Source organism: Lachnospira pectinoschiza (assembly GCF_900103815.1).
Classification (GTDB): Bacteria; Bacillota; Clostridia; order Lachnospirales; family Lachnospiraceae; genus Lachnospira; species Lachnospira pectinoschiza_B.
Genome location: NZ_FNHZ01000006.1, coordinates 82,818 through 108,945, shown reverse-complemented (window position 1 = coordinate 108,945; position 26,128 = coordinate 82,818). Strand labels below are relative to the sequence as shown.

The 26,128-nt window shown below is 36.2% G+C and carries 19 protein-coding genes; 4 read left to right on the top strand and 15 right to left on the bottom strand.

The genetic code is table 11. From position 1 onward, the window contains the following. Positions 1-188: 188 nt before the first annotated feature. The 3 genes from BLQ66_RS09475 to BLQ66_RS09465 all read right to left on the bottom strand — a co-directional run bounded on the left by BLQ66_RS09475 (position 189) and on the right by BLQ66_RS09465 (position 4,134). Positions 189-2,225: a methyl-accepting chemotaxis protein gene (locus BLQ66_RS09475; protein ID WP_074521944.1), complete on the bottom strand. Its 2,037-nt coding sequence runs from the start codon at positions 2,223-2,225 to the stop codon at positions 189-191. A 126-nt stretch (positions 2,226-2,351) separates the two neighbouring features. After that, the gene (locus BLQ66_RS09470) at positions 2,352-3,449 is read right to left on the bottom strand and encodes an NAD(P)H-dependent flavin oxidoreductase (RefSeq protein WP_074521943.1); all 1,098 of its coding nucleotides are present in this window, start codon (positions 3,447-3,449) and stop codon (positions 2,352-2,354) included. 157 nt (positions 3,450-3,606) lie between these two features. Further along, complete coding sequence (locus tag BLQ66_RS09465; protein WP_027431056.1) at positions 3,607-4,134, bottom strand: TetR/AcrR family transcriptional regulator; 528 nt, start codon at positions 4,132-4,134, stop codon at positions 3,607-3,609. Positions 4,135-4,264: 130 nt separating this feature from the next. Between BLQ66_RS09465 and BLQ66_RS09460 the strand changes: the two genes are divergently transcribed. Next, a complete protein-coding gene (locus BLQ66_RS09460) occupies positions 4,265-5,092 on the top strand; it encodes a DegV family protein (RefSeq protein ID WP_034245683.1) in 828 nt (275 codons plus the stop codon). Positions 5,093-5,240: 148 nt separating this feature from the next. Here BLQ66_RS09460 and BLQ66_RS09455 read toward each other — a convergent pair whose 3' ends face one another. Together BLQ66_RS09455 and hcp are read right to left on the bottom strand one after the other, a co-directional pair. Beyond that, positions 5,241-5,861, bottom strand: a complete 621-nt coding sequence (locus tag BLQ66_RS09455; protein WP_083330336.1) for a hypothetical protein — start codon at positions 5,859-5,861, stop codon at positions 5,241-5,243. 104 nt (positions 5,862-5,965) lie between these two features. Beyond that, positions 5,966-7,600 (bottom strand): hydroxylamine reductase, encoded by a 1,635-nt coding sequence (gene hcp, locus BLQ66_RS09450; protein ID WP_074521942.1) that lies wholly within the window; start codon positions 7,598-7,600, stop codon positions 5,966-5,968. A 159-nt stretch (positions 7,601-7,759) separates the two neighbouring features. Between hcp and BLQ66_RS09445 the strand changes: the two genes are divergently transcribed. After that, entirely contained in the window at positions 7,760-8,419 is a 660-nt protein-coding gene (locus BLQ66_RS09445; RefSeq protein WP_074521941.1) for a Crp/Fnr family transcriptional regulator, read from the top strand. 114 nt (positions 8,420-8,533) lie between these two features. On the opposite strand, the gene BLQ66_RS09440 is transcribed toward BLQ66_RS09445, so the two are convergent. The 6 genes from BLQ66_RS09440 to BLQ66_RS09415 form a co-directional block, all read right to left on the bottom strand. After that, the gene (locus tag BLQ66_RS09440) at positions 8,534-9,376 is read right to left on the bottom strand and encodes an SDR family oxidoreductase (RefSeq protein ID WP_074521940.1); all 843 of its coding nucleotides are present in this window, start codon (positions 9,374-9,376) and stop codon (positions 8,534-8,536) included. A gap of 29 nt (positions 9,377-9,405) precedes the next feature. Next, positions 9,406-10,455 carry a mannonate dehydratase gene (gene uxuA / locus BLQ66_RS09435; RefSeq protein WP_074521939.1) on the bottom strand — a complete coding sequence of 350 codons (1,050 nt, stop codon included), beginning with the start codon at positions 10,453-10,455 and terminating at the stop codon, positions 9,406-9,408. Positions 10,456-10,496: 41 nt separating this feature from the next. Beyond that, entirely contained in the window at positions 10,497-11,333 is an 837-nt protein-coding gene (locus BLQ66_RS09430; protein ID WP_074521938.1) for an HAD family hydrolase, read from the bottom strand. 21 nt (positions 11,334-11,354) lie between these two features. Further along, on the bottom strand, positions 11,355-13,100 hold the full coding sequence (locus BLQ66_RS09425; RefSeq protein ID WP_074521937.1) for a glycoside hydrolase family 3 protein: 1,746 nt from the start codon (positions 13,098-13,100) through the stop codon (positions 11,355-11,357). Positions 13,101-13,167: 67 nt separating this feature from the next. Further along, entirely contained in the window at positions 13,168-13,554 is a 387-nt protein-coding gene (locus BLQ66_RS09420; RefSeq protein ID WP_083330335.1) for an NINE protein, read from the bottom strand. 21 nt (positions 13,555-13,575) lie between these two features. Continuing rightward, positions 13,576-15,045 (bottom strand): MFS transporter, encoded by a 1,470-nt coding sequence (locus BLQ66_RS09415; protein WP_074521936.1) that lies wholly within the window; start codon positions 15,043-15,045, stop codon positions 13,576-13,578. A 203-nt stretch (positions 15,046-15,248) separates the two neighbouring features. Here BLQ66_RS09415 and BLQ66_RS09410 point away from each other — a divergent pair, with 203 nt between their 5' ends. Next, the gene (locus tag BLQ66_RS09410) at positions 15,249-16,475 is read left to right on the top strand and encodes an AraC family transcriptional regulator (protein ID WP_074521935.1); all 1,227 of its coding nucleotides are present in this window, start codon (positions 15,249-15,251) and stop codon (positions 16,473-16,475) included. A gap of 96 nt (positions 16,476-16,571) precedes the next feature. Here the strand turns inward: BLQ66_RS09410 and BLQ66_RS09405 are convergent, their stop codons facing one another. Continuing rightward, positions 16,572-17,384 (bottom strand): class I SAM-dependent methyltransferase, encoded by an 813-nt coding sequence (locus BLQ66_RS09405; protein ID WP_074521934.1) that lies wholly within the window; start codon positions 17,382-17,384, stop codon positions 16,572-16,574. 126 nt (positions 17,385-17,510) lie between these two features. Further along, positions 17,511-18,719: an iron-containing alcohol dehydrogenase gene (locus BLQ66_RS09400; RefSeq protein ID WP_074521933.1), complete on the bottom strand. Its 1,209-nt coding sequence runs from the start codon at positions 18,717-18,719 to the stop codon at positions 17,511-17,513. Positions 18,720-19,010: 291 nt separating this feature from the next. Between BLQ66_RS09400 and BLQ66_RS09395 the strand changes: the two genes are divergently transcribed. Next, the gene (locus tag BLQ66_RS09395) at positions 19,011-21,134 is read left to right on the top strand and encodes a glycosyltransferase family protein (protein ID WP_074521932.1); all 2,124 of its coding nucleotides are present in this window, start codon (positions 19,011-19,013) and stop codon (positions 21,132-21,134) included. 75 nt (positions 21,135-21,209) lie between these two features. On the opposite strand, the gene tkt is transcribed toward BLQ66_RS09395, so the two are convergent. Further along, entirely contained in the window at positions 21,210-23,204 is a 1,995-nt protein-coding gene (gene tkt / locus BLQ66_RS09390; protein ID WP_074521931.1) for a transketolase, read from the bottom strand. Between the two features lie 184 nt (positions 23,205-23,388). Further along, a complete protein-coding gene (locus BLQ66_RS09385) occupies positions 23,389-26,046 on the bottom strand; it encodes a hypothetical protein (RefSeq protein ID WP_074521930.1) in 2,658 nt (885 codons plus the stop codon). Between the last annotated feature and the right edge of the window lie 82 nt (positions 26,047-26,128).

The window sequence follows — 26,128 nt, the reverse complement described above, 5'->3', positions numbered from 1 at the left end:
CTCCCCATTTGTCTTCATTTTCTTTGATCTTTTTCCTCTGTCTCGCGATGACTTTGTCATTATATTTGTCTTTAGTAAAATCTGCCTCCTAGTTTGTGTAAAAAAAAGGTAAAAATAAAGCAAGCCGGATTTCTCCGACTTGCCTCTCATAAGTTAATCATTAATTTTTTATTTTAGCTTTAAAAATGTTACTCAATGGTAAATTGATCAAGTAAGTTGTTAATTGACTTAGCCGAATCAGATACTGTGTTAGCTGAGTCAGATACACTCTTACTTCTATCAGCAATGTCATTAGCTGATACAACTAAGGTCTCAACAGTAGCTACAACTTCCTCTGAACTTGCTGACTGCTCTTCTGAAATAGCAGCAACATTTGATGCAATATCATTTACATCATTCATAAGAGTAATCATAGACTGCATGATATTGGCTGCATTATCAAGCTCACTAATAATAACTGAGAAACTCTCTCCTGCCTTCTTAACGGCATCACTTGATTCGCCAATAGCTTCCATATTCTTCTGAGACTTGTTAGTTAGCTTATCAACCTCACCTGTAATCTCAGTAATAATCTTTGCAATATCCTGGGCTGCATCCTGGCTATTTGAAGCAAGGTTACCAATTTCACCTGCAACAACTGCGAAGCCCTTACCAGCTTCACCTGCACGAGCTGCCTCAATACTTGCATTAAGTGAAAGTAAATTTGTCTGCTCAGCAATAGAATCAATCATTCGAACGATTTCATTGATCTTATCAGCAGAGGTCTTTACTACATTTACAACATCATTCATCTCGCCCATAGACTCAGTGATATGTTCCATGTTCTGCTCAACATTTACCATATCCTTATGTCCAATATCTGCCTGCTTTACAAGATTTAACATAACTTCGTTAGTTTCATTACCGTTGTCAGTTAAATTTGCAATAGACTGAGCAAGGTCTGTAGCATTTTGAGCAAGTTCAGTAACCGCTCTTGAAATACCATCCATAGCCTCTTCAATCTGGTTCATAGAAACAGACTGTTCTCTAGACTCCTTAGACATGAAATTGGCCGCATCTTTCGAGGTTTCAGATTCTTGTAGAAGTTGATTAGCCCTGCCCATGATGTCCCCAATAGTATCTCGCATCTTGTCTACATAATTCGTCATCTCAATACTAATAAGTCCAATTTCATCGCCCTTGCTTTCTGGCATTTTAGTTGTGAAATCGCCATTAGAAACAGCAATAATACTGTCTGAAAGCTGGCCAACAGGTTTAGCAATAATTGAACGAATAGCAACAAGAATAATTCCTATAATAATAATTAATACAAGTACCATAAGGATAAAAGCAATATTTCTAAAATGTACTGAGCTAGATAAAACATCCTTTTCAGATACCACGGAAACAATAACCCATGGTAAGCCTGTAATGGTTGCTTTTGCTAAAAATACATTATCGCCATCATCATTTTCTAATTCAATAACATCTGTTTCGCTGTCATTATAAGCGTACTTCTGAATCTTAGTTAGATAGTCACTGCCAACGGATGCAATTGTTGAACCATTTAATGAAGAATCTGCGTAAGATAAAAGCTGAGTCTCATTAATAACTGCAGATCTACCTGTATCCATAGGTGTAAGAGCCGATACATCTGTATCAAGTTCTGTTAAATAAACATCCACCGCCATAACAGCTTTTGTACCATCGTATAAGTCTACTCTTCTTGCAAATGTAACACAGAGTCCACCATCTGTTGGCTGATATGCTTCCGTTACCTCGAAAGTATCATTTTCCATACCAAAGCTATACCAATCTCTTTGAGTAGGGAGCCAACTAGAATCCATAACTCTACCATCTGCATAAATATATGAATCATCTGGGAAACCTATATAAATACCAGTATTTTTAACTGGTTGATAATTCACAGAAGGTTCAATATAGGCTCTGATTGCGTCATGATCAGCAAACTCCACCGTTTCAAGGGTGTCTGCATACTGTCCAAACTTTGACATTAACATTCTAAAAGGAGCACTTAAGATGTTAGCATTTGCATCGGTTTCTGCCTGTAAATCCTTTTTAGACAATTCTTCCATTGAAGATGACGCCTGACTATTTAAGAATAAAATAATTCCTAAAATACCAACAGTTACAATCGGCAAAACAACAAGTAAAAGAGTAGTACTTATACTTCTTTTGACCTTCTTGCCATTGCCTAAGTCTTTTGTTTCTTTTCTTGCGTTCATAATACACTCTCCATTTCGCTAAAGAATTATATTTATGTTTGTATTTAATTGTCACATAATCATCATATTGCTATGATACATTATATTCACATAATATACAAGTTTTTGAGAGCTTTTTCGTTTATTTTATACAAATGTATCCATACTAATAAATGCAAGCTCTGCCTTGCAATCAGTTAACAACTCGCTTACTAAATCGTGGACGCTTACAATTTCCTTGATTCGCGATACATTTTCACCACAGAAAAATAAACCTTCTTCCTTGTTACCTTCCACCGCAGAAATCAAGGCACGGCTGATACAGTAAGGAATCTTATCTCCCTTAGGACAGGCTGTTAAACAGTTATTACATTTCTTTGCAAAAAATTTATCTCCCATGTCCAATTTTTTCAAAAGTGGAGTGTAGACAGCTCTTGCTGGCATGCCAACTGGACTCTTAATAATCTTTACGTCCTCTTCCTTTGCCTCCACTAAAACTTCCTTGAAAGTATCTGCTGCATCGCACTCATTTGTTGCAATAAATCTTGTACCGATCTGAACGCCATCAGCTCCGTTTTTTATAGCCTCAGCCATATCTTTTCCAGTAAATACGCCACCGCCAAGGAATACTCTAATCTTTTTCTTAAACTGCTCCTCAAAAGTCTTAACGACCTCAAGGACTTCCTTTAGGATAGTTAGATTGTCCTGGCATGTATCATTTTCTAAATCATCAGCTGAAAAACCTAGATGTCCTCCGGCCTGATGACCTTCAATTACAATAAAATCTGGTACTGAGTTTTCTCTCTTTGCAAAGGTCTTTAAAAGAAGCGCTGCTGCCCTCTTACTTGAAACGATTGGCGCATATAGAGTTTTACTGTCCTTAACTAGTCCTGCTAATTTTAGAGGAAGACCAGCACCTGAAATAATTGCATCAGCTCCTGCTTCAATTGCGGCCTTAACTGTCTCTTCATAATGACTTACAGCCACCATAATATTGACCCCAATAAGGCCCTTGCCACCAGCAATTTCCTTAGCTCTCTTAATGTGATTTTTAAGGGCTCTAAGATTAGCCGCTAAAGGATTTTTGTAAAAATCAGACTCCTTATAGCCAATATTTACCGAGCTAATAACGCCCATGCAGCCTTCCTTTGCCACATTACCTGCAAGCTCAGAAAGGGACACACCAACGCCCATTCCACCTTGAATAATTCCATGTTCTAGTTTCTTACCATTAATATCCATCATATTTCTCCCTACATTCTAGTCTAGCTTAGATAAAGTCCAAGCCAGATATATTTTGTAGAAAATAACAAACAAATTGTATAACTACATTTAATTATTATATAGTCAAAATATTCAAAGTCAATATTAATTTTACATTCAAACTAATATAAATATTTAACTAGCTAATGAAACCTTCAAGAGTAACGGCAATATCCTCTACCTTTTCTTTCTTGCCATTTTCCTCCCACTTTAGGAAACTATTAAGAAGCGCTCCTGCGTAAGAATATAATTTATACATAGAAATACTCTTATCTGGCTTTAAATGATTTATCATAAATTCATTAATGCCTTCAAATAAAACTGAATGTAGTTTATTATCTGCTAGAGTTAAGAAAAACTCTGCATATCTGTCGAAAAAATTAAAGGAAAAGATAATGTGATCATAGTTAAAAAACTTATCCTGTCCTAAATTCTCGCCTTTAACAATATACTCAGAAACCATTAGGCTTAAATAATCCTTAAGTACTGAATATGGTGTTGTGTAATACTTGTAAAAAGTGGTTCTTGATACTCCCGCTTTTTTTACAATGTCTGATATTTTCAAACGAGAAAAGTCTGTAGACTTAAGCAAAATCACTATTGCCTCGCCAATACATTTTCTCGTAAATTCTGATTTCTCGTTAATTTTAATGTTTTTTAATTCCATAATCAATCTCCATCGCCCTAAATGAACAAAAACAGCTATTTTGTAAATTGTACACCCTCGTCGTTTTATTTACAATAATATACGGTTTAAAAAACCACGAGATGACGATTTAACTTAAAGGAGTACGTTTATGATCAAGTTTATTGCCGACTCATCATGTGATACTAGAAAAATTAATGATACCGATATTAATATCGCTTCACTTAGAATATATACTGAGGAAAGAGATTACCTAGACGACGAGAATTTAGACATCCACGAGATGCTTGACTATCTTCTTGCCTACAAGGACAGATCTTATACAGCTTGTCCTTCAACAGAGAGCTGGTTAAATGCCTTTGAGGGCGGAGATGAAATCTATGTTGTAACAATGACTAGCGGTCTTTCAGGCACTTATAACAGCGCTTGTGTTGCAAGAGATTTATATCTTGAGGATCATCCAGACAGCAAGATTTTAATTGTAGACACACTAAGTACAGGCCCTGAGATGCGCCTTATGTTAGAGAAGATTATTGACCTTAAAAAGGCCGGTAAGTCTTTTGAGTTTATTGAAAATGAAACAAAGGCCTATCTTTCATCAACTCGCCTTTTCTTCGCTTTCAAATCTCTACATAACCTAGCTCAAAACGGTCGTGTTAATAAAATCGTAGCTTCCCTTATTGGAAAGCTTAACATTAGCATTATTGGTACTGCAAGTAAAGAAGGTACAATCGAGCCTATAGCTAAATCTAGAGGCGTTAAGAATGTATTTTCAAAGCTTATAGAAGAAATGACAAAGGCAGGCTTTGCTGGCGGTAAGGTAAGAATTTGTCATGTGGAAAATGAAGAGCTAGCCTCAGGTTTTGGCGCTGCCCTTAAAAATCTTTTCCCTAATTTGGATATTAACATCTATCCAGCTAGAGGACTCGTAAGTTACTATGCAGAGCGCTATGGAATTGTAATTGCCTGCGAGTGCTAATTTTCGAATAAATTTTACCGATATGTAGTATTGAATAAATTTTACCAACCAGATAATCCTATAATAAATGACTTAGCCGAGGCTAATGTGAATCATCCACATTAACCTCGGCTAGTTTTGTTATTGTATTTAAGATTTATATAGCTTTTTACTTAGCAACTTCCATTGTAGCATTGTCGATACAACAGTAAGTATTACCATCCTGTGTGTATGTCTTAAAGGTTCCGCTTACCACAACCTCTGTCTTATCTGCTGGATACTCATCTGGGTAAACGTGACTTCCATCACCCCAAACAAATTCCATACCTTGTGTACAACAGCCTAAGGCATCTGATACAAGGCAGTACATATAATAAGTATTATCAGCATCTACATAAAGAGCATAATACTGACCTTCCATCTTAACTGTCTTGCCCTCATATAAACTTGGATAAGCCATCATCTCATAAACAGTGGCATAGACCATTGTTGAGCTCATTTCAGTTAAATCATAGTCAATTCCATTAGAGGAAACAGGCCCATTACTATCATCCACTGTGGATTCATTCTCTGTAGTAGCTTCTGTATTTGAATAATCATTAACCGACTGGTTAGTGCTTGTTGTTTCATTAGTCTTTTCATTTAATACACTATTAACAGTTGATGAACCTGTAAAATTACAGTCCACTAAATTAAAACAGACAAAAGCTGCTACTGCTAATATTAGTGTACTTTTCCCAATTCGAATAAGCGTCTTTTTTAACTTAACTTTATCTTCCTTATTAGACATAATTTACCCCTTTCCCGTTTCTTTCATGTATTATAATCACGAAAATTAGGGGTGTCAACATTTTTGCAAATTGTTTGCATTTTTAACAAGCATTCAATTGTTAATTATTCGAAAAATGCCTTTAAGTCATCATCTACGTTAGTGATTCCTGAAATTCCAAAGTTCTCAACTAGGAAGTTAGTAACATTTTCAGAAAGGAAAGCTGGAAGTGTTGGTCCTAAGTGAATGTTCTTAACTCCAAGGTAAAGTAAGGCAAGTAAGACAATAACTGCCTTCTGCTCGTACCAAGAAATGTTATAAACGATTGGTAAGTCATTAATGTCATCAAGGCCAAAGATTTCCTTAAGCTTAAGGGCAATAACTGCAAGAGAGTAAGAATCGTTACACTGACCTGCATCAAGAAGACGTGGAATACCTCCAATATCGCCTAAATCAAGCTTATTAAACTTATACTTAGCACAACCTACAGTTAAGATTACAACGTCCTTAGGGAGCTTATTTGCAAAGTCTGTGTAGTAGCTTCTAGACTTCATACGTCCATCGCAACCACCCATAACTAAGAACTTTCTAATAGCGCCAGACTTAACAGCCTCAACGATCTTATCTGCAAGGGCAAATACCTGCTCGTGAGCAAATCCACCAACGATAGTTCCTGTCTCGATTTCTGTAGGAGCAGGACAAGTCTTAGCCTGAGCAATGATTTCAGAGAAATCCTTAACCTCGCCGTATTCACCTGGAATGTGCTTACATCCTGGATAACCTGTAGCACCTGTTGTCCATAATCTATCCTTATAGCTCTCAGCTGGAGGAACGATACAGTTTGTAGTCATTAAGATAGGTCCGTTAAATTTCTCAAATTCTTCCTTCTGCTTCCACCATGCATTACCGTAGTTACCGGCAAAGTGAGGGTACTTCTTAAAGGCTGGATAATACTGACCTGCAAGCATTTCAGAATGAGTATAAACATCAACTCCTGTGCCAGCTGTCTGCTCAAGTAACATTTCAAGATCTCTTAAGTCATGTCCTGAAATAAGAATAGCTGGATTTTTACGAACTCCTAAATCAACCTTTGTAATTTCAGGAGCGCCAAATCTTTCGTTATGGGCAGCATCAAGAAGTGCCATGCCATCAACACCAAACTTACCTGTCTCCATGCTTAAAGCGATTAAATCCTCAAGGCTTAAGCTATCATCAAGTGTCTTTGCAAGAGCGCTTTGTAAAAATGCATCAATCTCCTCATTGTCTCTTAAAAGTGCATTAGCGTGCTTAAGGTAAGCTGCAAGTCCCTTTAAACCATAAGTAATAAGCTCTCTCATACTTCTAATATCTTCATCCTTTGTTTCAAGGATACCAACTGTAACTGCCTTAATAGCGTAACTTTCAGGCTCGCCATTCCATCTAGCGGCCTCGAAAAGATTTTCCTTATTATCTAACTTCTTTAAAAGCTCTTCCTTTAATTCAAGAGTATGCTTAATTCTATCTGTTAATGAGTCCTTATCAAAGTTAGCATTAGTAATTGTTGCAAAGAGGTTCTGAGTGATATAGTGATTAACCTCAATATCAACGTCCTTGCCTTCCTTTCTAAGACTTGTTGTTACATTAGAAATTCCCTTAGTAACATATATTAGTAAATCCTGCATTGCTGCAACTTCAGGCTTCTTACCACATACACCAGATACTCTACATCCAGTGCCACATGCTGTTTCCTGACACTGATAACAAAACATATTATTGTCCATAATAGACCTCCTTATAGTTTCCAAATTCTTTTTCCTTGTTTTTACTATGTCACTATAGTAGACTTTAAATTAGAAATATGTGGCTAAAACAACATTTTAAAAAATTCTCAAATTTATCCCTAAATTAATAGGGAACTATTTATTGGAATAGGAGGCTTTATGAACATAGAAGAAATTATGAAAACCACTCTATTTATGAATATGACTAAAGAAGAGGTGGAGGAAGTTTTAAAGGAACTAACTGCCTATCAAAAAGACTATTTAAAAAACGAATACATCATGTGTGCCGGCGACTCTACTAAATTAGTGGGCATCGTTTTAAAGGGCGCCGTAACCATTGAAGCTAACGACGTTTGGGGCAATAAAACCATTCTTAGTCATGTGGGTGAAAATGGAATCTTTGCCGAGACTTACGCTCTTATCCCTAATGAAACCATGCTAGTAGATGTGTGTGCTAATACAGACTCCACAATACTTTTTATTGATATGTCAGGGATACTAACTAAATCTAATATGACAAGCTGGATGATTAAGCTAATTAAAAACACCCTTAGAATTTCTATGCATAAGAATTTGATTCTATCTAAGCGTAGTTTTCACATTTCCAAAAAGGGTGCTAGGGAGAGGCTTCTGTCCTACCTAAATACCATGTCCCTTCAAAAACACTCTAACGAGTTTGATATTCCCTTTAATAGACAGCAGCTTGCAGACTATCTTAATTTAGAGAGAACCAATATGTCTAAGGAATTAGGAAGGATGCAAAGAGACGGGCTTATAGAATTTAAAAAGAATCACTTCATTTTAAAGACGGTTAATTAAATTAGAAGGATGAAATCTAAAATAAAAAGCAAAAAGATACCGCTAGAAATCTAACGGTATCTTTTTAAGCTATATTTAAGGAAATTAAAGATATATTATTATGATGTTTAAAGATTAAACACCAGAATAAGCTGCAAAACCTGCATCGATAGGAAGTACAACACCTGTAATAGCGCTAGCTGCCTTATCGTCACAGAGGAAGAATACACCACCAAGTAATTCTTCGCTATCTACGAAACGGTTCATTGGTGTACCCTTTAAAATCTTCTCAGAACGAGCTGTTGGAGTACCATCTTCATTGAAAAGAAGAGCTCTGTTCTGGTTAGATACTAAGAAACCTGGAGCAATTGCGTTGCAACGGATTCCTGTACCTGCAAAGTGTGTAGCAAGCCACTGAGTGAAGTTACTAATAGCTGCCTTAGCACCTGAATATGCAGGGATCTTTGTAAGTGGAGTATAAGCATTCATTGATGAAATGTTAAGAATGCTACCAGACTTCTTCTCTACCATATCCTTAGCAAAAATCTGAGTTGGGATTAATGTTCCCTGGAAATTAAGCTTGAATACGAAGTCTACTCCTGATGCATCAAGATCAAAGAATGTCTTCTGACCTTCCTTAGCTTCATGCTGATATTCATTATCTGTTGTTGCTCTTGGATTATTTCCGCCAGCACCATTTACTAAAATGTCACAAGGGCCAAAGTCCTTTAAAACTGCCTGATGTACTTCTTCTAACATTTCTGGTTCAAGTACATTTGCCTTATAACCCTTTGTCTTATATCCTTCCTCATTTAACTTGTTTGATAAGTTAACTACTGCCTCTTCGTTAAGGTCAAGTAAAGCAACCTTAGCTCCAGCCTGTGCAAATGCTCTTGCCATATCACCGCAAAGAACTCCGCCGGCACCTGTAACAACTACTGTTTTTCCTGTAAAATCAATGTTTAAAGGTAAATTCATAATTATACTTCCTTTCTAAAACTACTCGATTATTTTTCTATTGAGCCACCATTAGCTTCAATTAAACCATTAATATATGCTGAACCAAGGGCTCTATCAAAAAGTCCATAGCCTGGTTTACCTGTTTCACCCCAAATCATACGTCCATGATCTGGTCTAAAATATCCATCAAATCCTGTCTCAACTAATGCCTTAACGATAGCATTCATATCAAGGCTACCTTCTCTTGTTAAATGTCCAGATTCTTCAAAAGATGTATCTTCTAAGATCTTTACATTTCTTAAATGCATAAAGCCGATTCTCTTCATTTCTGAATACTTTCTTACTAACTTAGGAATATCATTCTTAGGTGAGCAGCCAAGTGAACCTGTACAGAAACAAAGTGTATTTGAAGGGCTGTCAACGATTGAAAGATATCTATCAATATTTTCTTCGCAAGTAATAACTCTTGGAAGACCAAAAATTGGATATGGAGGATCATCTGGATGAAGAGCCATAACTACGCCGCATTCCTCTGCAACTGGAATAACTCTCTCAAGGAAATACTTAATATTTTCCCAAAGTCCTTCTTCTCCGATTTCACCATACGCTCTAATAAGTTCTCTTACCTGGTCCTGTGTGTAGCTTGAATCCCAACCTGGAAGATGAATATCATCCTTTAATGGGTCAAGTCCCTTTAACTGATCCCAGTACATAACAAGGCTTGTTGAACCATCGGCTGCTGCCTTATCAAGCTGTGTACGTGTCCAGTCAAATACTGGCATGAAGTTATAAGTTACACACTTAACACCGTACTTTGCACATCTTCTAATAGACTCGCAATAATTTTCAATGTGTCTATCACGCTCAGGGCTGCCAAGCTTGATTTCCTCTGTTACAGGAATTGATTCAACCACGTCAAATACAAGACCGTTTTCTCTACACTTATCAGCAATGTACTTAATGCTTTCCTCTGGCCAAACTTCACCAGGCTTAACATCATATACTGCAGATACAATAGAACGCATACCTGGAATCTGACGAATGTTTTCTAGTGTGACAGGATCGCTGTCACCATACCAACGAAATGAACTCTTCATAGTAATTCTCCAATCTTTAATTTCTAATTTTTGTAAAAATGTTACTTTAAATTATCTAAAAACTCGTTTTCCTTGATTTTTCCATATTCCTTATAATCAAGTCCAATAAACTTATTAATTGCTACATTCATAAATTCTTTCCAAGAATCTGCTTCATGCTTAACTAGAATAGGATAGAAGTTAACATTATTAGTCATAGCAGCTTTTCTGTCTCCAGGTGCATCACCAATCATAAGAATTTTGTCTTCTTCATATCCTAAACTCTTAAGCTTTTCAATACATATCGCCTTAGTTCCAGAATCCTGACAGCAGAGACAATCTACCGTTCCTAATAGATTGCAACGCTCCCATTCTTCTACTACTGCTTCCTTGTTGGCACTTGATACAACAGCCACATCAGCGTATTTCTGTGCCATTTCTAGTCCTTCTTTGACCCCATTAAAAGGACATTTTTCATCATCAGCTAATTTGTCAATTGACTTATTAACTTCTAATGACCAGTTAAGTGCTTTTGAATAAATCGGACTTCCTGTCTCTTCTATTCTTTTCTCAATTGCTCTATTACTTAACTCTGCTGCAGTGTTAGTCCACTCAACAAATTCTGCGATGCCATCGATTTCACAGTAGTTCTTATCAATTTCTTCAAGGGCCTTTGAAAGTCCTGCAAATCGATTGATTCCTCTAGTCATACTGTATAAATTAATTTGATTCCATCTTTCAAGGATTTCCTCTTCCCATTTTGAAAGATTCCATTCCTTAATCATACATGGACCAAAGCACTTAAAGTGCTTTATGTCCATAGTATCCATAGCGCATCCGTCGCTATCTACACATATAAGAAAATCTTTATTTTTCTTGAATTCATCTAAATTAACCATAGTATTACCTTCCACTAAAAACTAAAGTCTTGTATCCCATCTTCCACAGAATACTGTTTCATCAGCCTTACCTCTAAACTCATCCATACCAATCATCTTCTCGATAGCAGCTCTAATATGTTCTCTCTTTGGAGCATAAGCATTAATAAATGTATGAAGCTGTGGTACATCGATTAAGTGGTTAGTATAGTTAAGACTCATGCCAATTGTTGGAACTTCTTCGTTATACCAAGGAAGCTCGCAACTATGGTTAATACTCCAACGAAGTCTTACGTTGTTCTCCTGAGCGTAACCCTTTACATTAATTACAACTAAAGCTAAATCATGATTATCAACGAACTCTTTTCTAGTTTGATGATTTAACATCTTGATAAAGTTCATTGGAGAAACTCCATTTTCAACCTCTAAATCATGGTAGTTAGGGCAAACATCAACTTCAAAGCCTGCTCTTTCTAACTCTTCAATTACAAGGTTCTTTACTGGATCTCCTGTATATCCCTTAGATGTTGGTGTTGAACCTACATAAACAAGGAATAATCTCTTTTTCTTATTAACATCAACTGGAATGTTATTTCTTGTATCCTTAACAAGTGTGATACATTCCTTGGCTGCCTGAATAGCAAATTCATGGTGAGCATCACAACCAATAAGGGCTAAATCATCCTTTGATGGAATATTTCTTACTTCAGTGTTCATGTTAAGATGCGCCTTAAGACCTAAGATTCTATGAAGTGCATCACTAAGTCTTTCCTCTGTTAACTTACCTTCTTCGTAAGCCTTCTTAACATAACCAATATCTTCCTCTACATCATTTGCAAAGAGGAACATATCGCAACCTGCAATAATTGCACCTGGAACTGCGTCGCATCTCTTGCTTGTAGCACTAAGACCTACCATGTGAGAAGCATCAGTAATTACAACACCGTTAAAGCCCATGTCGTCTCTTAAAAGGTCTGTAAGTAATTCCTTTGAAAGAGTTGCTGGCTTAATGTCTTCATCCTTAATTCCAGGAACTAACTTTCTTGACATTTCTGGAAGGGCAATATGACCTACCATAATTGATTCGAGTCCTTCCTTGATAAGGCTTCTATAAACCATACCAAAGTTAGCTTCCCATTCTTCAACAGACATATTATTAACGCCCATTACAAGGTGCTGATCTAATTCTTCTACACCATCACCTGGGAAGTGCTTAGCTGTACAAGCCATGTTAGGGTTTGCGTCCTTAACACCCTTAATATATGCTCTAGCATTTTCCAAAACCTTCTTAGGATCTGAACCAAAACTTCTTGTATTAACGATTGTATTTCTCCAGTTCTTATAAACATCAACAACCGGGTTAAACATCCAGTTACAGCAAAGTGCTGAAGCTTCCTTAGCTGCTACGTAACCGAGATGATATGCATTTTCATAGCCTTCTCCAGCTCCGCATTCAGCTGCTGTTGCTACAAATGTACCTTCCTTACTTACGCCAATACCGCCATCATCACAATTAGCAGCAATAAAGAGAGGTGTCTTACTTGTCTTCTGATAAAATGAATTCTGATGATATACAGTTTCATTATCTCCACCTTGCCAACGAAGGCCGCCCTGATGAGAAACACTTAAATCTTTCTTAATCTTTTCTTCATCAACGCCCGGTACCGCCTTTAATAAAACAAAAAGCTGACCAATTTTTTCATCTAATGTCATTGAATTAATTGTTTCTTCAACCCAGTTAATCTGTGAATCATTTAAATTAAAGGGGCTCTTTTTTAAATCTACCATTCTAATACTCCTGTTCTAATTGTGTGATTATTAACTTTAATTTTTCTGTCTTATATACTTATATCAACTACAAAGTAATTAATTTTCTATCATCTGTTTCTAAAAACGCTGCATACCAAATATCTAATACACTCATTGCAAAGGAAAGTCCTGTTACACTAAGTAATAGATATATGACACCCATTGCCTTTCTTCCTACAAGGAACTGATGAACGCCAAAGAGTCCGCCAAATAATGCTGTAAGACAATACTTCTTTTTACTAATCTGTACTGGCTTTCTCTTCTCCTTCATATTGATATAAAAATTAATACACTTCTTCCAAAATGGAAGCTTTTCCTCGATTCCATACTCTCTCTTTAATTGTGAAAGTTCTTCCTCTGCTCTTATTAATCCATTAACATCAATCCTAGAATCGTCAGCTACTGACTTTCCCTTTGACATTTCATTTTCCATAAACAGCTCCTATCTGCTTTATTAAGCTACCTGATTCTTAGCTTTAATTTCTGCGATCTCCTGCTGAATTTCATTCATCTTTTCCTTATTTAATGGATAGAACTTCATTGCAACAAGGTTACAAATTAATCCAATTAAAACTAAACCGTACATTCCGATCATACCAACTACAAATAACTTTGTACTATATGGTGTCTGTGCTGTTGGAAGTGCGCTAGCAAAACCAATAATTGCACACATTAAACCAACAATTGTTGAAGCAAGTGATGAAATTAACTTATCTACAAAACTAAATAATGTACCAATCATACCTGGAACATATTTACCACTACGGTATACTTCATAATCAGCGCAATCCGCTGTCATTGTAATAACAACATTTCCATTAACAGTATTAAATCCGTTAAAGAGAATTGTTAATAATAAGAACAATACTGTAAATACTGACCAACCACTAAATACTCCATCTCCTGGAAGGCTAAGAGTTCTTGGATTACCAATAACAAATAAAGCTATTAATGCCACACAGCTAAATAATGCTCCCCAAGAGCCAATTACCATTGAACGCTTCTGTCCAAACTTAGCTGAAATCCATCCTGAAATAAAGATGATAAAGATAATGTTTGGAATAATTGTGTAAGCATTTAAGACACCGGATACTGCTGCATTTCCACATACAATACCATAAACAATAAGAGTAATTGTTGCATCACTCTTTGTCTGTGTTGCAAGCTTATCTGTTGATGCTGAAATGACTAACATCTGAATTGCTCTGTTGTTTTTAATGATTTCAAGGTAGTCCTTAAAAGAAACCTTTGAAACACCGCCAATACCAAAGTATTCTTTTCTATCTTTCTCAATTAAAGAAATAATTACGATTACTGAAAGTATTGCTGAGAATACAACACAGAATAACCAATGCTCTGCAAAGAAAGCTCTTGAAAAAGCGTAATTATGTTTCTTAAGTAAGAATGTGTATGAATAATAAGGCATTGCAGCAAAGAAAATTGCATTACCAAGTCCAAGAAAAACCGAAAGAAGTGGTCTTTGCTTTGGATCATTAGTTAAACAAGTCTGTGCTGACTTTGTTACAACACACTGAAGTGTATATCCCACAATATAGATTGCATAGAAGATAATAAATACTACAAATCTTCCTGCCTTTGGTACGCTAGGTACTAAAAAGAACATGATTGCACTCATGCAAATCATAATTAACTGACCGATAACTACGAATGGTCTGTTCTTACCAAAACGACCGTTTGTCTTATCAACGATATAACCGATAAAAGGATCAGTTACGCCATCCCAAATTCTCATAACAGTTACAAGTGAAGATGCAACTACTACACCAACACCAACAAAGCCTGTTAAGAAATAGGCGATGAAAGTCATTAACCATAAATACATATTTGTTGCTACATTGTTAAGTGAGAATCCAAAAATCTGCCAAATTTTTGCGCGATGGATTCCATTGTTTTCGTTTCCCATAATACATTTCTCCTTACAATAGAGTTAATTTCTTGACAATTTGAGTATATCTCTTATAATTCTTATATACCCGCACAATTTTTAGTAAGAATAGCATAATTTTTTAGTCGACTATTTTCAACATAAAGATAATGCTGTTTTATATATAAAATGTGCTAGTATTTTGTATACAATTTGTTAAAAAATAAACAGGAGGACTTCTAATGAACGCTGATTTGATTTATACCTACAAGAATATTTTAGAAGCACTTGGAATTCAGTTTCTTCTAATTAATAAAAATCTAGATAACTTAGATGAGCTCGATTACAAATTTAGAAGCTCACTCTATGACAATTTTGATTATGAAACCATCCTAAAGGATGTTATTAAAGAAGAGAAAACTTCTCCAGTGCTTTTCTTTAAAGATGACTTTAATTTAAATTACTGCTTCTTTGAATTACCCTCAGTAATTCAGGAAGAATATAAGGCTAAGTATGCAATTCTTGGTCCTGTTATCTACAGATTTATAACCCAAATGGACCTAGATGAAATCATGGAGGAGCACCATTTTCCTTTATCCATATCAAAGGATTTATTAGAGTTCTACAACCGAATTCCTTCGCTTCCTACCCACGACTTCTGGATTTCCCTGCTTATGCCTCTTTTAAAGCCTTTGTTTGGAAGCAATAACGACTATCACTTTATTGATATTGCCCAGGATATCGTTAATAAAAAGAAGGAAAAGACCTACGACCTTGCAGAGAATCCTGATCACACTTCCTTTCAGGCAGTTGCTGATAGATATAAGGCTGAAGATGCTATGCTTGCTGCAGTTATAAACGGTAACACAGATTTAGCCGTTGAGCTTTATCACAGATTTAGGCAGTTTAACATTTCCCCAAGAACCCCTGATAATCTTAGAAATGTTAAGAACTTCCTGATTATCTTTAACACCAACCTACGTCGTGCCGCCGATACTGCCCAGATTCATCCCTACTATATCGACAATCTCTCTAGAGAATTTGCCATTAGGATTGAATCTACCAACAATGTATCGCAGCTTGAAAGCTTGAGTATTACTATGCTTCGTAGGTACTGCATGCTAGTGCACAATTACTCTACCAAGAATTATTCTTCAATTATAAAAAAATGTATCGAGAAGATTCGCTTTGAATATAACGAGCACATTACTCTAGATAGTTTGGCTTCTTATCTTGCAATTACACCAAGTTATCTATCGGTGCAATTTAAAAAAGAAACCTCGCAAACTATTACAGATTACATCCAGAATGTCAGACTTGAACATGCAATTTTACTGCTTAATTCCACATCTGATTCTATTCAGGAAATCGCTAGTTTGTGTGGCTTCCCAGACTCAAACTACTTTACTAGAGTATTTAAAAAGAAAAAGGGACTAACCCCTAAGGAATATAGAAAGCATATTATCTAAGCATAATATCCAACAAAAGTTTTTGTAAAAAAAGGACATGCAGAATTTACTGCACGTCCTTTTAGTTATTTCAAGTTATATCTTAGTCCCGTCTATCTACTTTTGCATAAAGCAATCATATCTTATGGAAGTTCCCTTATAAGAAAATTCTGGAGTTCTATCTCCTAAAGTCTCTGCCTTCATAGGGCGCTTAATTAAAATCTTCTTTGGATTAAGACTTAGGGCTGCATTTACCATTTCCTCACCATTAAAGCAAGGGCGCTCTAGCTTTTGAATTAGCTGGAATTTCTTCTTAATCTTTGAAGACTTCTGTCTTTCAGGAAACATAGGATCAAGGTAGATTAAATCAGGCATATCAGCTACTACCTTAGTTTCATCCTTCTTTAATTCAGCCATATTAAGCATAGCCTCAATACTATCGCCCTCCACTAATTTCATGCGCATTACCATGTCCTTAATTTCAGGAATCTTTCTAGCTCTAATTAAACAATCCTTTAAAAGGGCTGCAATTACAGGATCCTTTTCATAAAGCATAACTTCATAGCCTGCCGCTGCAAGAATAAGAGAATCCTCTCCAAAACCTGCTGTAGCATCCATTGCCTTAAGATTAGACTCTCCTTCTTTTATCTTTGCGGCTCTTGCAATTAACTCATGTTGCCACATATCATCCTTTACTCTTGGAAGCATATTATTAAAATCAGCCTGAAGTCTTAATTTACCGCCAACTAAGGATAAACCCTCTTTATCATATAGAAGAACCAAATCATTTTTAGATACTTCTTCTAGTTTTCTAATCTGTTCTACTTTCAAGTGATTAGCTAACTGCTCACCATCCTGCTTATATCTTTTATGGTCTACGCAAACATAAAGTTTTGCCTCTACATTTTCATTAAAATCTTTCTTTGCCATTAAAATACCTAACACTTTCATAATTTAGCTAGAACTATTGTAAACAAAAATGTCGCTTCACGCAAATTGTGAAGCGACATTAGGATTTGTATTTATAATCTTTAAAACTAATAAGCTAATCTAAAATTAGAAATCAACTTCTGTATCATAGTAGCAGCACTTAAGAAGCTTTTCCATTTCTTCCTGACTTGGCTGTCTTGGGTTTGAACCAGTACAAGCATCAAGAATTGCATTAGCAGCAATATCATGTAACTTAGCTAAGAACTCTTCTTCTGGAACGATTGTCTCGCCTGGAAGACCACCCTCGCCGTAGTTATTAATGCTGTGCGGAATATTAAGATCATCATTCATCTTACGTAAGTAAGCAATTAAATTGTCGATCTTCTCTGTCTCTGTGTTACCACCAAGGTTAATAAAGTCAGCAATCTTAGCATATCTCTTAGCTGCTGTTGCATCCTTAGCGTTAAACTTAATAACCTTTGGAAGATACATAGCGTTAGCTGCACCATGGATAATATGTCCCTTCTCAAATGCAGCACCTGTCTTATGAGCCATTGAATGAACAATACCAAGTAAGGCATTAGAGAATGCCATACCAGCTAAACACTGAGCATTGTGCATTGATGAACGACATGACATATCGCCATTATATGACTTAACAAGGTTTTCCTTAATCATCTCAATAGCATGAAGTGCTAATGGATCTGTATAATCACAGTTAGCTGTTGAAACATAAGCTTCAATAGCATGTGTCATAGCATCCATACCTGTATGAGCTACTAACTTAACTGGCATTGTTTCTGCTAAATCTGGATCTACAATAGCCACATCTGGTGTAATCTCAAAGTCAGCGATTGGATACTTAATTCCCTTTGAATAATCAGTAATAATTGAGAATGCAGTAACTTCTGTTGCTGTACCTGATGTAGAAGGAATAGCACAGAAATGAGCCTTCTTTCTAAGCTTTGGAAGACCAAATACCTTACACATATCTTCAAATGTTACTTCAGGATATTCGTACTTAATCCACATAGCCTTAGCTGCATCAATTGGAGAGCCACCACCCATAGCTACAATCCAATCTGGTCCAAATTCCTGCATTACACTAGCACCCTTCATAACTGTTTCAACTGAAGGATCTGACTCAATACCCTCAATAAGCTTTACTTCCATACCAGCTTCTTCAAGGTAACCCTTAGCTCTATCTAAGAAGCCACCACGCTTCATTGAGCCACCACCTACACAAATTACGGCCTTCTTTCCTTCAAGTGTCTTTAGCATCTCTAAAGATCCTTTTCCATGATATAAATCTCTTGGTAAACAAAAACGTGCCATACAAAAACCTCCAATACATTACATATTATATTGACAATTGTTAATATCTTAACAACTAAATCAATTATACTACATTTGATATTTTTTCTCAATAAAGATTGATAGATTTCTGACAATTTTTATTCCCAAATATGTGAAAGTTAACTAAAAGAAGTGTCTAATTTTTACAAAAGTGGCTTTTTCTATACAAATGTGTCAATTCTCATTATGACAAAAAGTAATTTAATAGCAAAAATATAAAAAGTGTGTTATATTAAAAATATAAAATTTTCTAACAAAGGGGGACTGCTAATGACCAACTTAAAAGTTCAAGGCGCAGATACTAAGCGAGTAATTGGCAGTGAATCTGTGTGCCCAAGTATTTGTCTAGCAATTTGCTATTTTGATGCAAATGCTAATCTACTAGATAGCGTCTATTCCGCACTATCACTAGGCCTATCCAACACACATATCCTTGTAATTGATGCAATCTCCACAGCTAAGGCAAGCATAGATAGCGAAATTCATTCTGACTCTGTAGAGCTTTTAGATATAAGTCACATAAACTTTGCAAATCTAGCTCAGCTAAAAAACCATGTAGTAAACTGCATTGAAAGCGAATACATTTGCTTTATTAATGCAGGCTGGAAACTTACAAGAGAAAAGATAACTAATCTTTTTAACTCGCCTATAACAGATTCCATTGAAAATTTCAAAAATATTCTAACTACAAATGTATCTTCCATCGGGCTTTTAGCCTACAAAACCGACCTTCTAAAGGACTTTAAATTTAACAAGGCTATTTATTCCGGTGAGGATTTCGAGCTGATTCTTCGCCTACTTGTGGCGGACATGAAATCAAGTGAAGGCATAATTAACGAAGACATTTTTTATCTTGAAAGCGAGGATTACAACTTTAATCCAAGCATTAGCTTTTTTGACACCTTGGCCTATTGCCTTGGAAAATATAGTAACATCCTAAACTCTCTTTCAATCTATGAGGAGATTAGCGACTACTACACTGAAATTGCTAAGGCCAACAACTACCAAAGTGAGTTTGAAGAAAAGCTTTGCAACTACTTAACTCTAGAGAATAACTACGAGTTAGGAGAAAACATTTTCCTTGCAGCCTCAGCCTATTACTACAACAACGAAACAGCTAAGGCTACAAACCTTTTGACAAAATATTTCTGGCATGAGAATGAAATCACAAGAACTGCCTCTCTTACTGAGAAAAACATGCTTCTATACATCATGGCAGAAATCGCAAATATATTTACAAGCGAGGAAGCAAAGACGGCATTTCTTAATAAATACCCAACTCTAAGGAGCTTTAAAAAGGACTATCTCCTTGTAAAATTCGCCCTTAGACGAATCTGGTTTAAAAAGGATTGTCTTGATAAGGACCATCTTCTAAGGCTTCTTATAACTAGGGACATCCCAGTAGAGATGCTTACAGTTATGGCAAAGTATGCTAGCAGCCAAAACTATTCCTTAGAGCTTTTTGAAAATGTAGCTAAACAGCTAAACTCATCAAAACTAGACAGACTCTACTTTAATAAGTTTGACTGCTTTAAAACTATTCTAGAAAAGGATTTAAAGGAGAGGCAAATTTCTCAATATAGCATAAAGGAAAGACTTGATAATCAGACTGATTCTAGTATTAATTCTCGTATCTTTTACACAGAACTTGATTTAACTAGGGATAGTTTTACACAATCAGGCCCTGATTCTTCCACAAGCACTTTACAACTTCATCCAAAAAAGGATCTAGACTTAGAAAAGATTGCCATTATCTTTTGTACTAACAGTGAAGTTTACAAGGAAGAATGCCTATTTTATCTAAAGGATTTAAAACTGCCAGAAGGCTTTAGCCTTGAAATAATTGCTATTAAAAATGCAAGCTCCATGACTGAAGGTTACAACTTCGCCATGAGTCACACCAACGCTAAGTTTAAACTCTATATTCATCACGATACATTTTTAATAGATAGGGACATTTTAATAAAGCTAGTCACTGCCTTTAAAAAGGATTCTAATATTGGAATGCTTGGAATCTTTGGCTCCGCAAGTCTTGATGGTTCTTGCAAATGGTACAAGAGCCCTATAGATGACAACTACTTTAATCTATATCAGGATGAGATTCTTGATGTGTTAACTTCAGTAAAACGACCAGAAGAGGGTAAGATAGCTGAAGCTCTAGCAATTGATGGAGTATTTATGGCAACCTCCGTGGATATACCTTGGGATAAGGACTGCTTTAATGACTGGCATTTTTATGACATTGCCCAATGTTTTAAGATGAGAGAAGCTGGGCTTAAGATAGGATTTTTAGGTACGGATAGCATTTGCCTACTACATGAAAATAGCCTTAATAAAGATCCTGACTTTAAGTATGAGCTCTACGCTTCACTTTTTAAGAATACTTATTATTAATCTATATAAAAAAACAAACCCCAGCTAATTAAAGCTGGGGTTAATTATAATCGCTAATCTATGATTTATTATTTATTATCTATTAACTACTTTCTTTACTGTATTAACAACGTTCTCTGTTGTAAATCCGAAGTGTTCGAAAAGTGTCTTAGCTGGACCTGAAGCACCAAAGCCCTTCATTGAAACAACTTCACCGTCAAGACCAACATACTTATACCAACCAAAGTCAGATAATGCTTCAACTGCAACTCTGTTACGAACTGCCTTTGGAAGAACTGATTCCTTGTATTCATCAGACTGAGCATCGAATACGTCCATAGATGGCATACTTACTACTCTTACATCAATTCCTTCTGCTGCAAGGCTTGCCTTAGCTTCAACTGCAAGTGAAACTTCTGAACCTGAAGCAATGATGATTGCATCTGGTGTTTCCTTTGTAGAATCTTCTAATACGTAACCACCCTTAAGAGCTTCCTTGCTTGAACCAGCAAGCTGTGGAAGATTCTGTCTTGTAAGAACAAGAGCTGTTGGCTCATTAGTTGAGCTTACTGCATGCATCCAAGCTGCAGCTGTTTCTGTTCTATCAGCTGGTCTAAATACTGAGATTCCTGGCATTGAACGGAATGCAGCTAACTGCTCAATTGGCTCATGTGTAGGACCATCTTCACCAACACCGATTGAATCATGTGTAAATACGAATGTAAGTGGTAACTTCATAAGTGATGTAAGTCTAGCCATTGGCTTTACATAATCACTGAATACGAAGAATGTAGCAACAAATGCCTTAAGACCACCGTGAAGAGCTAAACCGTTACCGATTGCAGCCATTGCCTGCTCACGTACACCAAAGTGTAAGTTAGAACCTGCGTAGTTCTCCTTAGAGAAATCGCCAGCGTCCTTCATGTTTGTCTTATTAGATGGAGCTAAGTCAGCTGAACCACCAATTAAGTTAGGCATCTTAGTCTTAATAAGGTTAAGGATTGAACCAGATGTAGCTCTTGTAGCTTCTGCCTTCTCACCCTTAGCCCAGTATTCTTCTGAGTCAAATAATTCTGAAAGATCAGCACCGTTAAAGTACTTATCCCATAATTCCTTCATTTCTGGATACTTAGCACAGTAGTCTGCAAATAACTTATTCCAAGCATCTTCAGCTTCTGCCTTCTTAGCACCAATCTTCTTGTAGTTATCATAAACTTCTTCTGGTACGAAGAAATCTTCCTTAGATGGCCAGTTGATGTTCTCCTTAAGTGCTGCAACATTATCAACACCAAGAGGCTCACCATGAGCACTAGCCTTACCCTGCTTAGCTGGGCAACCAAAACCGATAAGAGTATTAACCTTAATAAGTGTAGGTCTTGTTGTATCAGCCTTAGCTTCTTCAATTGCCTTACCAATTGCCTTAAGGTCTGTTCCATCTTCAACTTCAAGAGTCTGGAAACCAAAAGCCTTAAATCTAGTTACAACATCTTCTGTGAAAGCAATATCTGTGCTACCTTCAATAGAGATGTTGTTAGAATCGTAAAATACGATTAACTTGTTTAATCCTAATGTACCTGCAAGTGAGAAACATTCTGATGAAATACCTTCCATCATACATCCGTCTCCACCAAGTACGTATGTGTAGTGATCAACTACCTTGTAATCATCCTTATTAAATACTGAAGCTAAATGTGCTTCTGCCATTGCCATACCAACAGCCATTGCCATACCCTGTCCTAAAGGACCTGTTGTAGCTTCAACACCTACAGTGTGACCATATTCTGGATGGCCTGCTGTAAGAGAACCGAACTGACGGAAGTTCTTAATATCATCAAGTGAGAGATTTCCAATTCCAAAAAGATGTAATAATGAATATAAAAGCATAGATCCGTGTCCACCTGAAAGGATGAATCTATCTCTATCAACCCAATCTGGATTAGCTGGGTTAAACTTCATATGGTTAGCCCATAATTCATAAGCCATTGGAGCAGCGCCAAGTGGTAAACCTGGATGACCAGAATTTGCCTTCTGGATAGCATCTGCTGATAAAACTCTTATTGCATTTACTGACATCTCATCAATATTGTTCATTGTTATAATCTCCTATATCTATCATAATAATGTTAATGTAATCTTTATCACATAAAGTGACCTTGGCAAGCATACCATGTAAAACAAAATATTGCAAGGAAACCGAAGGAATCCTTGCAATTATTTTTATGTTTTTTATACTTTTAGTAATACCCTTGCAATGTCTTTTAAAAAAGCTTATTTATCAATCTTTAAAATCTGCCTCTGTAAGGTAAATCATATTACCATCGTCAGACTTCTTTTTCTTTAAAGCACCAAAGAATCTTCTTGATGCCCTTCTTTCTGAATTAAGGATTGCGCTATTAATAATCTCCTTAATATCATCAAGCTTAATATTATCATTTACATTCTTAAGCTTATCAATCTTTAAATATAATTCAAGCAATGCATCATCATGAACTTCATACTGTCTCTTCTTAGCAAATCTCTTTGCCATTTCAACAAGTTCATTAACGTTATACTGCTTAAGAATAATTCTATGGTTGAAAGTATTAGTAAGTTCTGGATTAAAATTAACTAATACATTCATCTCTGCATCAGAGTCTTCTAAGATAACAATCATTCTTCCTGTATCCTGCTCTAAGCAGTTAAGAATTTCATTAATTCTCTTTGGCTGAATTGTACCAGCACCTTCAATAATAAGTACTGTACCACGAAGCTTAGGCATTGCTCTAGTAATTCCTCTTGCATTAATGCTTTCGCCTGTTGTCTTAGCAATCTTTTTAGGGCTATCTGGATAAAGATAGTTAATTGCTCTAACAATTGCTCTAGCTAAATCAGTCTTATCTGAGCTTGTGTTACCTGATAAAAGAATGTTACCCTTTACTGAATTAGTCATATTCATCTCTTTCTTTAATTCATCAAAAAGAGTCACTAACTGATCTTCAATACCTGGCATATCCTTGTACTTTCTAAAGATCTTAGCAAGATCAGGATCTAACTTTTTGCCATTCTCTTCTTCATACTCTAACTCATCGATAGATTTCTTCATCTCTTCAATGATGTCAGGTCTTTCTGTCTCTTCCTTATCAGAGCTTACAAGATTAACTGTTGATACTGTCTTAGCTTCCTTAACCTCTATAGCCTCCTTAACAGGAGTATCTGTGTTAGCAGCTTCTTCTGCTTCTAATCTTGCTGCTTCAGCTAAAATTGCCTCAGTATCTAAGAAAACTGTATTACCTGATGCGTATTCTTCTTCAGGCTCTGCTTCAGCTTCTAACTTTGATTCTTCCACACTTGCCTCTTTAATAGGCTCAGCTACTGTTTCTACTTTTTCTTCATTCTCCATATTATTATCAACCTCTTTTGCCTCTTTATCTGCAAACTTCTCTTCCTTAACTGACTCTATCCAATCCATAAGACTTAACTGACCTTCAATCTGGTCATCGTCTTTGCTTACTTCTTCCTCTTCTCTTTCCTTAGCTGCTAAATTGATTTCTTCCGGATCTAACTCCCCAGTCTTCATAAAATCTTCCGGTGTAAAATCTTTATCTTCCTCAGCGATGTAATCACCAAGACCCTTAGCAATTTCAGCTTGAAGATTCTGAGTATTATTAATGTCATAATCTGGCACTACTGTATCAAATTCCTCTACTCTCTCATCGATACGAGCCTGTGCTTCCTTACGCTCTTCCTCTTCATCTTCTTTATTAATCTGATCTATATTGTCCTCGATCTGCTTTTTAGCATTCTCGATTAATTCCTTTAATGAAAGATTTGCCTTGTCGATGCTGCTTTCCATTGATGCTGCACCTTCCTTGCTAGCTTCCATACTAACTTCTGGCTTGCTAACCTGTGGGCTTTCCTTGTCATCTCTAAGAACTTCGCTAGGCTTTTCTTCCTCAACCTTGTCCTTATCCTTTTCAAGAGCTCTCATAACAAATTCTTTGATTTCTTCATTGCTATTAGTATCAATTAAATCTGTCTTAGGACCATCCTGCCCCGGAGCCTTAAGTGTTGGTAACTCATCGGCTTCCTTAGCAACTGGTGTTCCATGAAGAGAAACTAAATCTTCCACCTTCTTTGTAGCTTCTAATGAAATCTTCTCTTCATTAGCTTTCTGCTCTTCCATTTCTTCGCTCTTAATTATATTAGCAACAGCCTTATCAAGGGCTGCTTCCTTCTCATCAGCCTCTAATACTTCAGCTACATCATCCTTCTTAACCTTAACTAATTCCTTAGTCTCTTCAAATTCCTTTAAACGATTAAGTTCAGGATCCTTCTTCTGAGCAATTGCTGCATCAAGAATCTTCTTCTGAGTATTAGTAAGTTCAGCACCTAGCTGAGACTTTAACTGAACAGCGCATTCTACATAATCGCCATCCTGGAACCATAACACGATGTTGTCACAAGTCTTAATACATTCATCTTTTCTGTCTGTCTTAAAGTATAGCTTAGCTAATTCATACATATACTTCTCGTCAATTTCGTGTTCCTTGTATTCCTCAAGGATCTCAACAAGCTCATTGTCATTAGCTTGCTGAGCAAGTCTTAATTCATATAAAAGAATGAATCTATCTACATCCCTATGCGCTACATGTGCATATTCCTCATATAATTCTTCTGCCTCTTCGTAGTCTTCAAGCTTAATATTTAACTCTACTAATTTATAAATAAGCTTCTTTCCACCAAGATTTCTATTATAGGCAAGTATTGCCATATCTCTCGCTTCATCATAATCACCGGCAGTCTCATGCACATTAATTGCTGTTGCAAGTGCCTGCCAATCTTTACATTTTAACCAATTAAGTTCCTTAGCAAGTCTTGACGCTTCTTCGTATTCTTTCTTGGCCGCAAGTTTTCTAACCTGCTCCATCTTTATATTAAATTCGTATTTATCCATAACCTCTTTTAATTCCAACCTTTCGTTACAGCACATAATGTTACTAAACAATTACAGCTTTGTTACATTTTTGCACACGTAA

Excerpts from the sequence above, each read along its gene's own strand:
- BLQ66_RS09475 (WP_074521944.1), bottom strand. The coding sequence starts at position 2,225 with ATGAACGCAAGAAAAGAAACAAAAGACTTAGGCAATGGCAAGAAGGTC.
- BLQ66_RS09470 (WP_074521943.1), bottom strand. The coding sequence starts at position 3,449 with ATGATGGATATTAATGGTAAGAAACTAGAACATGGAATTATTCAAGGT.
- BLQ66_RS09465 (WP_027431056.1), bottom strand. The coding sequence starts at position 4,134 with ATGGAATTAAAAAACATTAAAATTAACGAGAAATCAGAATTTACGAGA.
- BLQ66_RS09460 (WP_034245683.1), top strand. The coding sequence starts at position 4,265 with ATGATCAAGTTTATTGCCGACTCATCATGTGATACTAGAAAAATTAAT.
- BLQ66_RS09455 (WP_083330336.1), bottom strand. The coding sequence starts at position 5,861 with ATGTCTAATAAGGAAGATAAAGTTAAGTTAAAAAAGACGCTTATTCGA.
- hcp (WP_074521942.1), bottom strand. The coding sequence starts at position 7,600 with ATGGACAATAATATGTTTTGTTATCAGTGTCAGGAAACAGCATGTGGC.
- BLQ66_RS09445 (WP_074521941.1), top strand. The coding sequence starts at position 7,760 with ATGAACATAGAAGAAATTATGAAAACCACTCTATTTATGAATATGACT.
- BLQ66_RS09440 (WP_074521940.1), bottom strand. The coding sequence starts at position 9,376 with ATGAATTTACCTTTAAACATTGATTTTACAGGAAAAACAGTAGTTGTT.
- uxuA (WP_074521939.1), bottom strand. The coding sequence starts at position 10,455 with ATGAAGAGTTCATTTCGTTGGTATGGTGACAGCGATCCTGTCACACTA.
- BLQ66_RS09430 (WP_074521938.1), bottom strand. The coding sequence starts at position 11,333 with ATGGTTAATTTAGATGAATTCAAGAAAAATAAAGATTTTCTTATATGT.
- BLQ66_RS09425 (WP_074521937.1), bottom strand. The coding sequence starts at position 13,100 with ATGGTAGATTTAAAAAAGAGCCCCTTTAATTTAAATGATTCACAGATT.
- BLQ66_RS09420 (WP_083330335.1), bottom strand. The coding sequence starts at position 13,554 with ATGGAAAATGAAATGTCAAAGGGAAAGTCAGTAGCTGACGATTCTAGG.
- BLQ66_RS09415 (WP_074521936.1), bottom strand. The coding sequence starts at position 15,045 with ATGGGAAACGAAAACAATGGAATCCATCGCGCAAAAATTTGGCAGATT.
- BLQ66_RS09410 (WP_074521935.1), top strand. The coding sequence starts at position 15,249 with ATGAACGCTGATTTGATTTATACCTACAAGAATATTTTAGAAGCACTT.
- BLQ66_RS09405 (WP_074521934.1), bottom strand. The coding sequence starts at position 17,384 with ATGGCAAAGAAAGATTTTAATGAAAATGTAGAGGCAAAACTTTATGTT.
- BLQ66_RS09400 (WP_074521933.1), bottom strand. The coding sequence starts at position 18,719 with ATGGCACGTTTTTGTTTACCAAGAGATTTATATCATGGAAAAGGATCT.
- BLQ66_RS09395 (WP_074521932.1), top strand. The coding sequence starts at position 19,011 with ATGACCAACTTAAAAGTTCAAGGCGCAGATACTAAGCGAGTAATTGGC.
- tkt (WP_074521931.1), bottom strand. The coding sequence starts at position 23,204 with ATGAACAATATTGATGAGATGTCAGTAAATGCAATAAGAGTTTTATCA.
- BLQ66_RS09385 (WP_074521930.1), bottom strand. The coding sequence starts at position 26,046 with ATGGATAAATACGAATTTAATATAAAGATGGAGCAGGTTAGAAAACTT.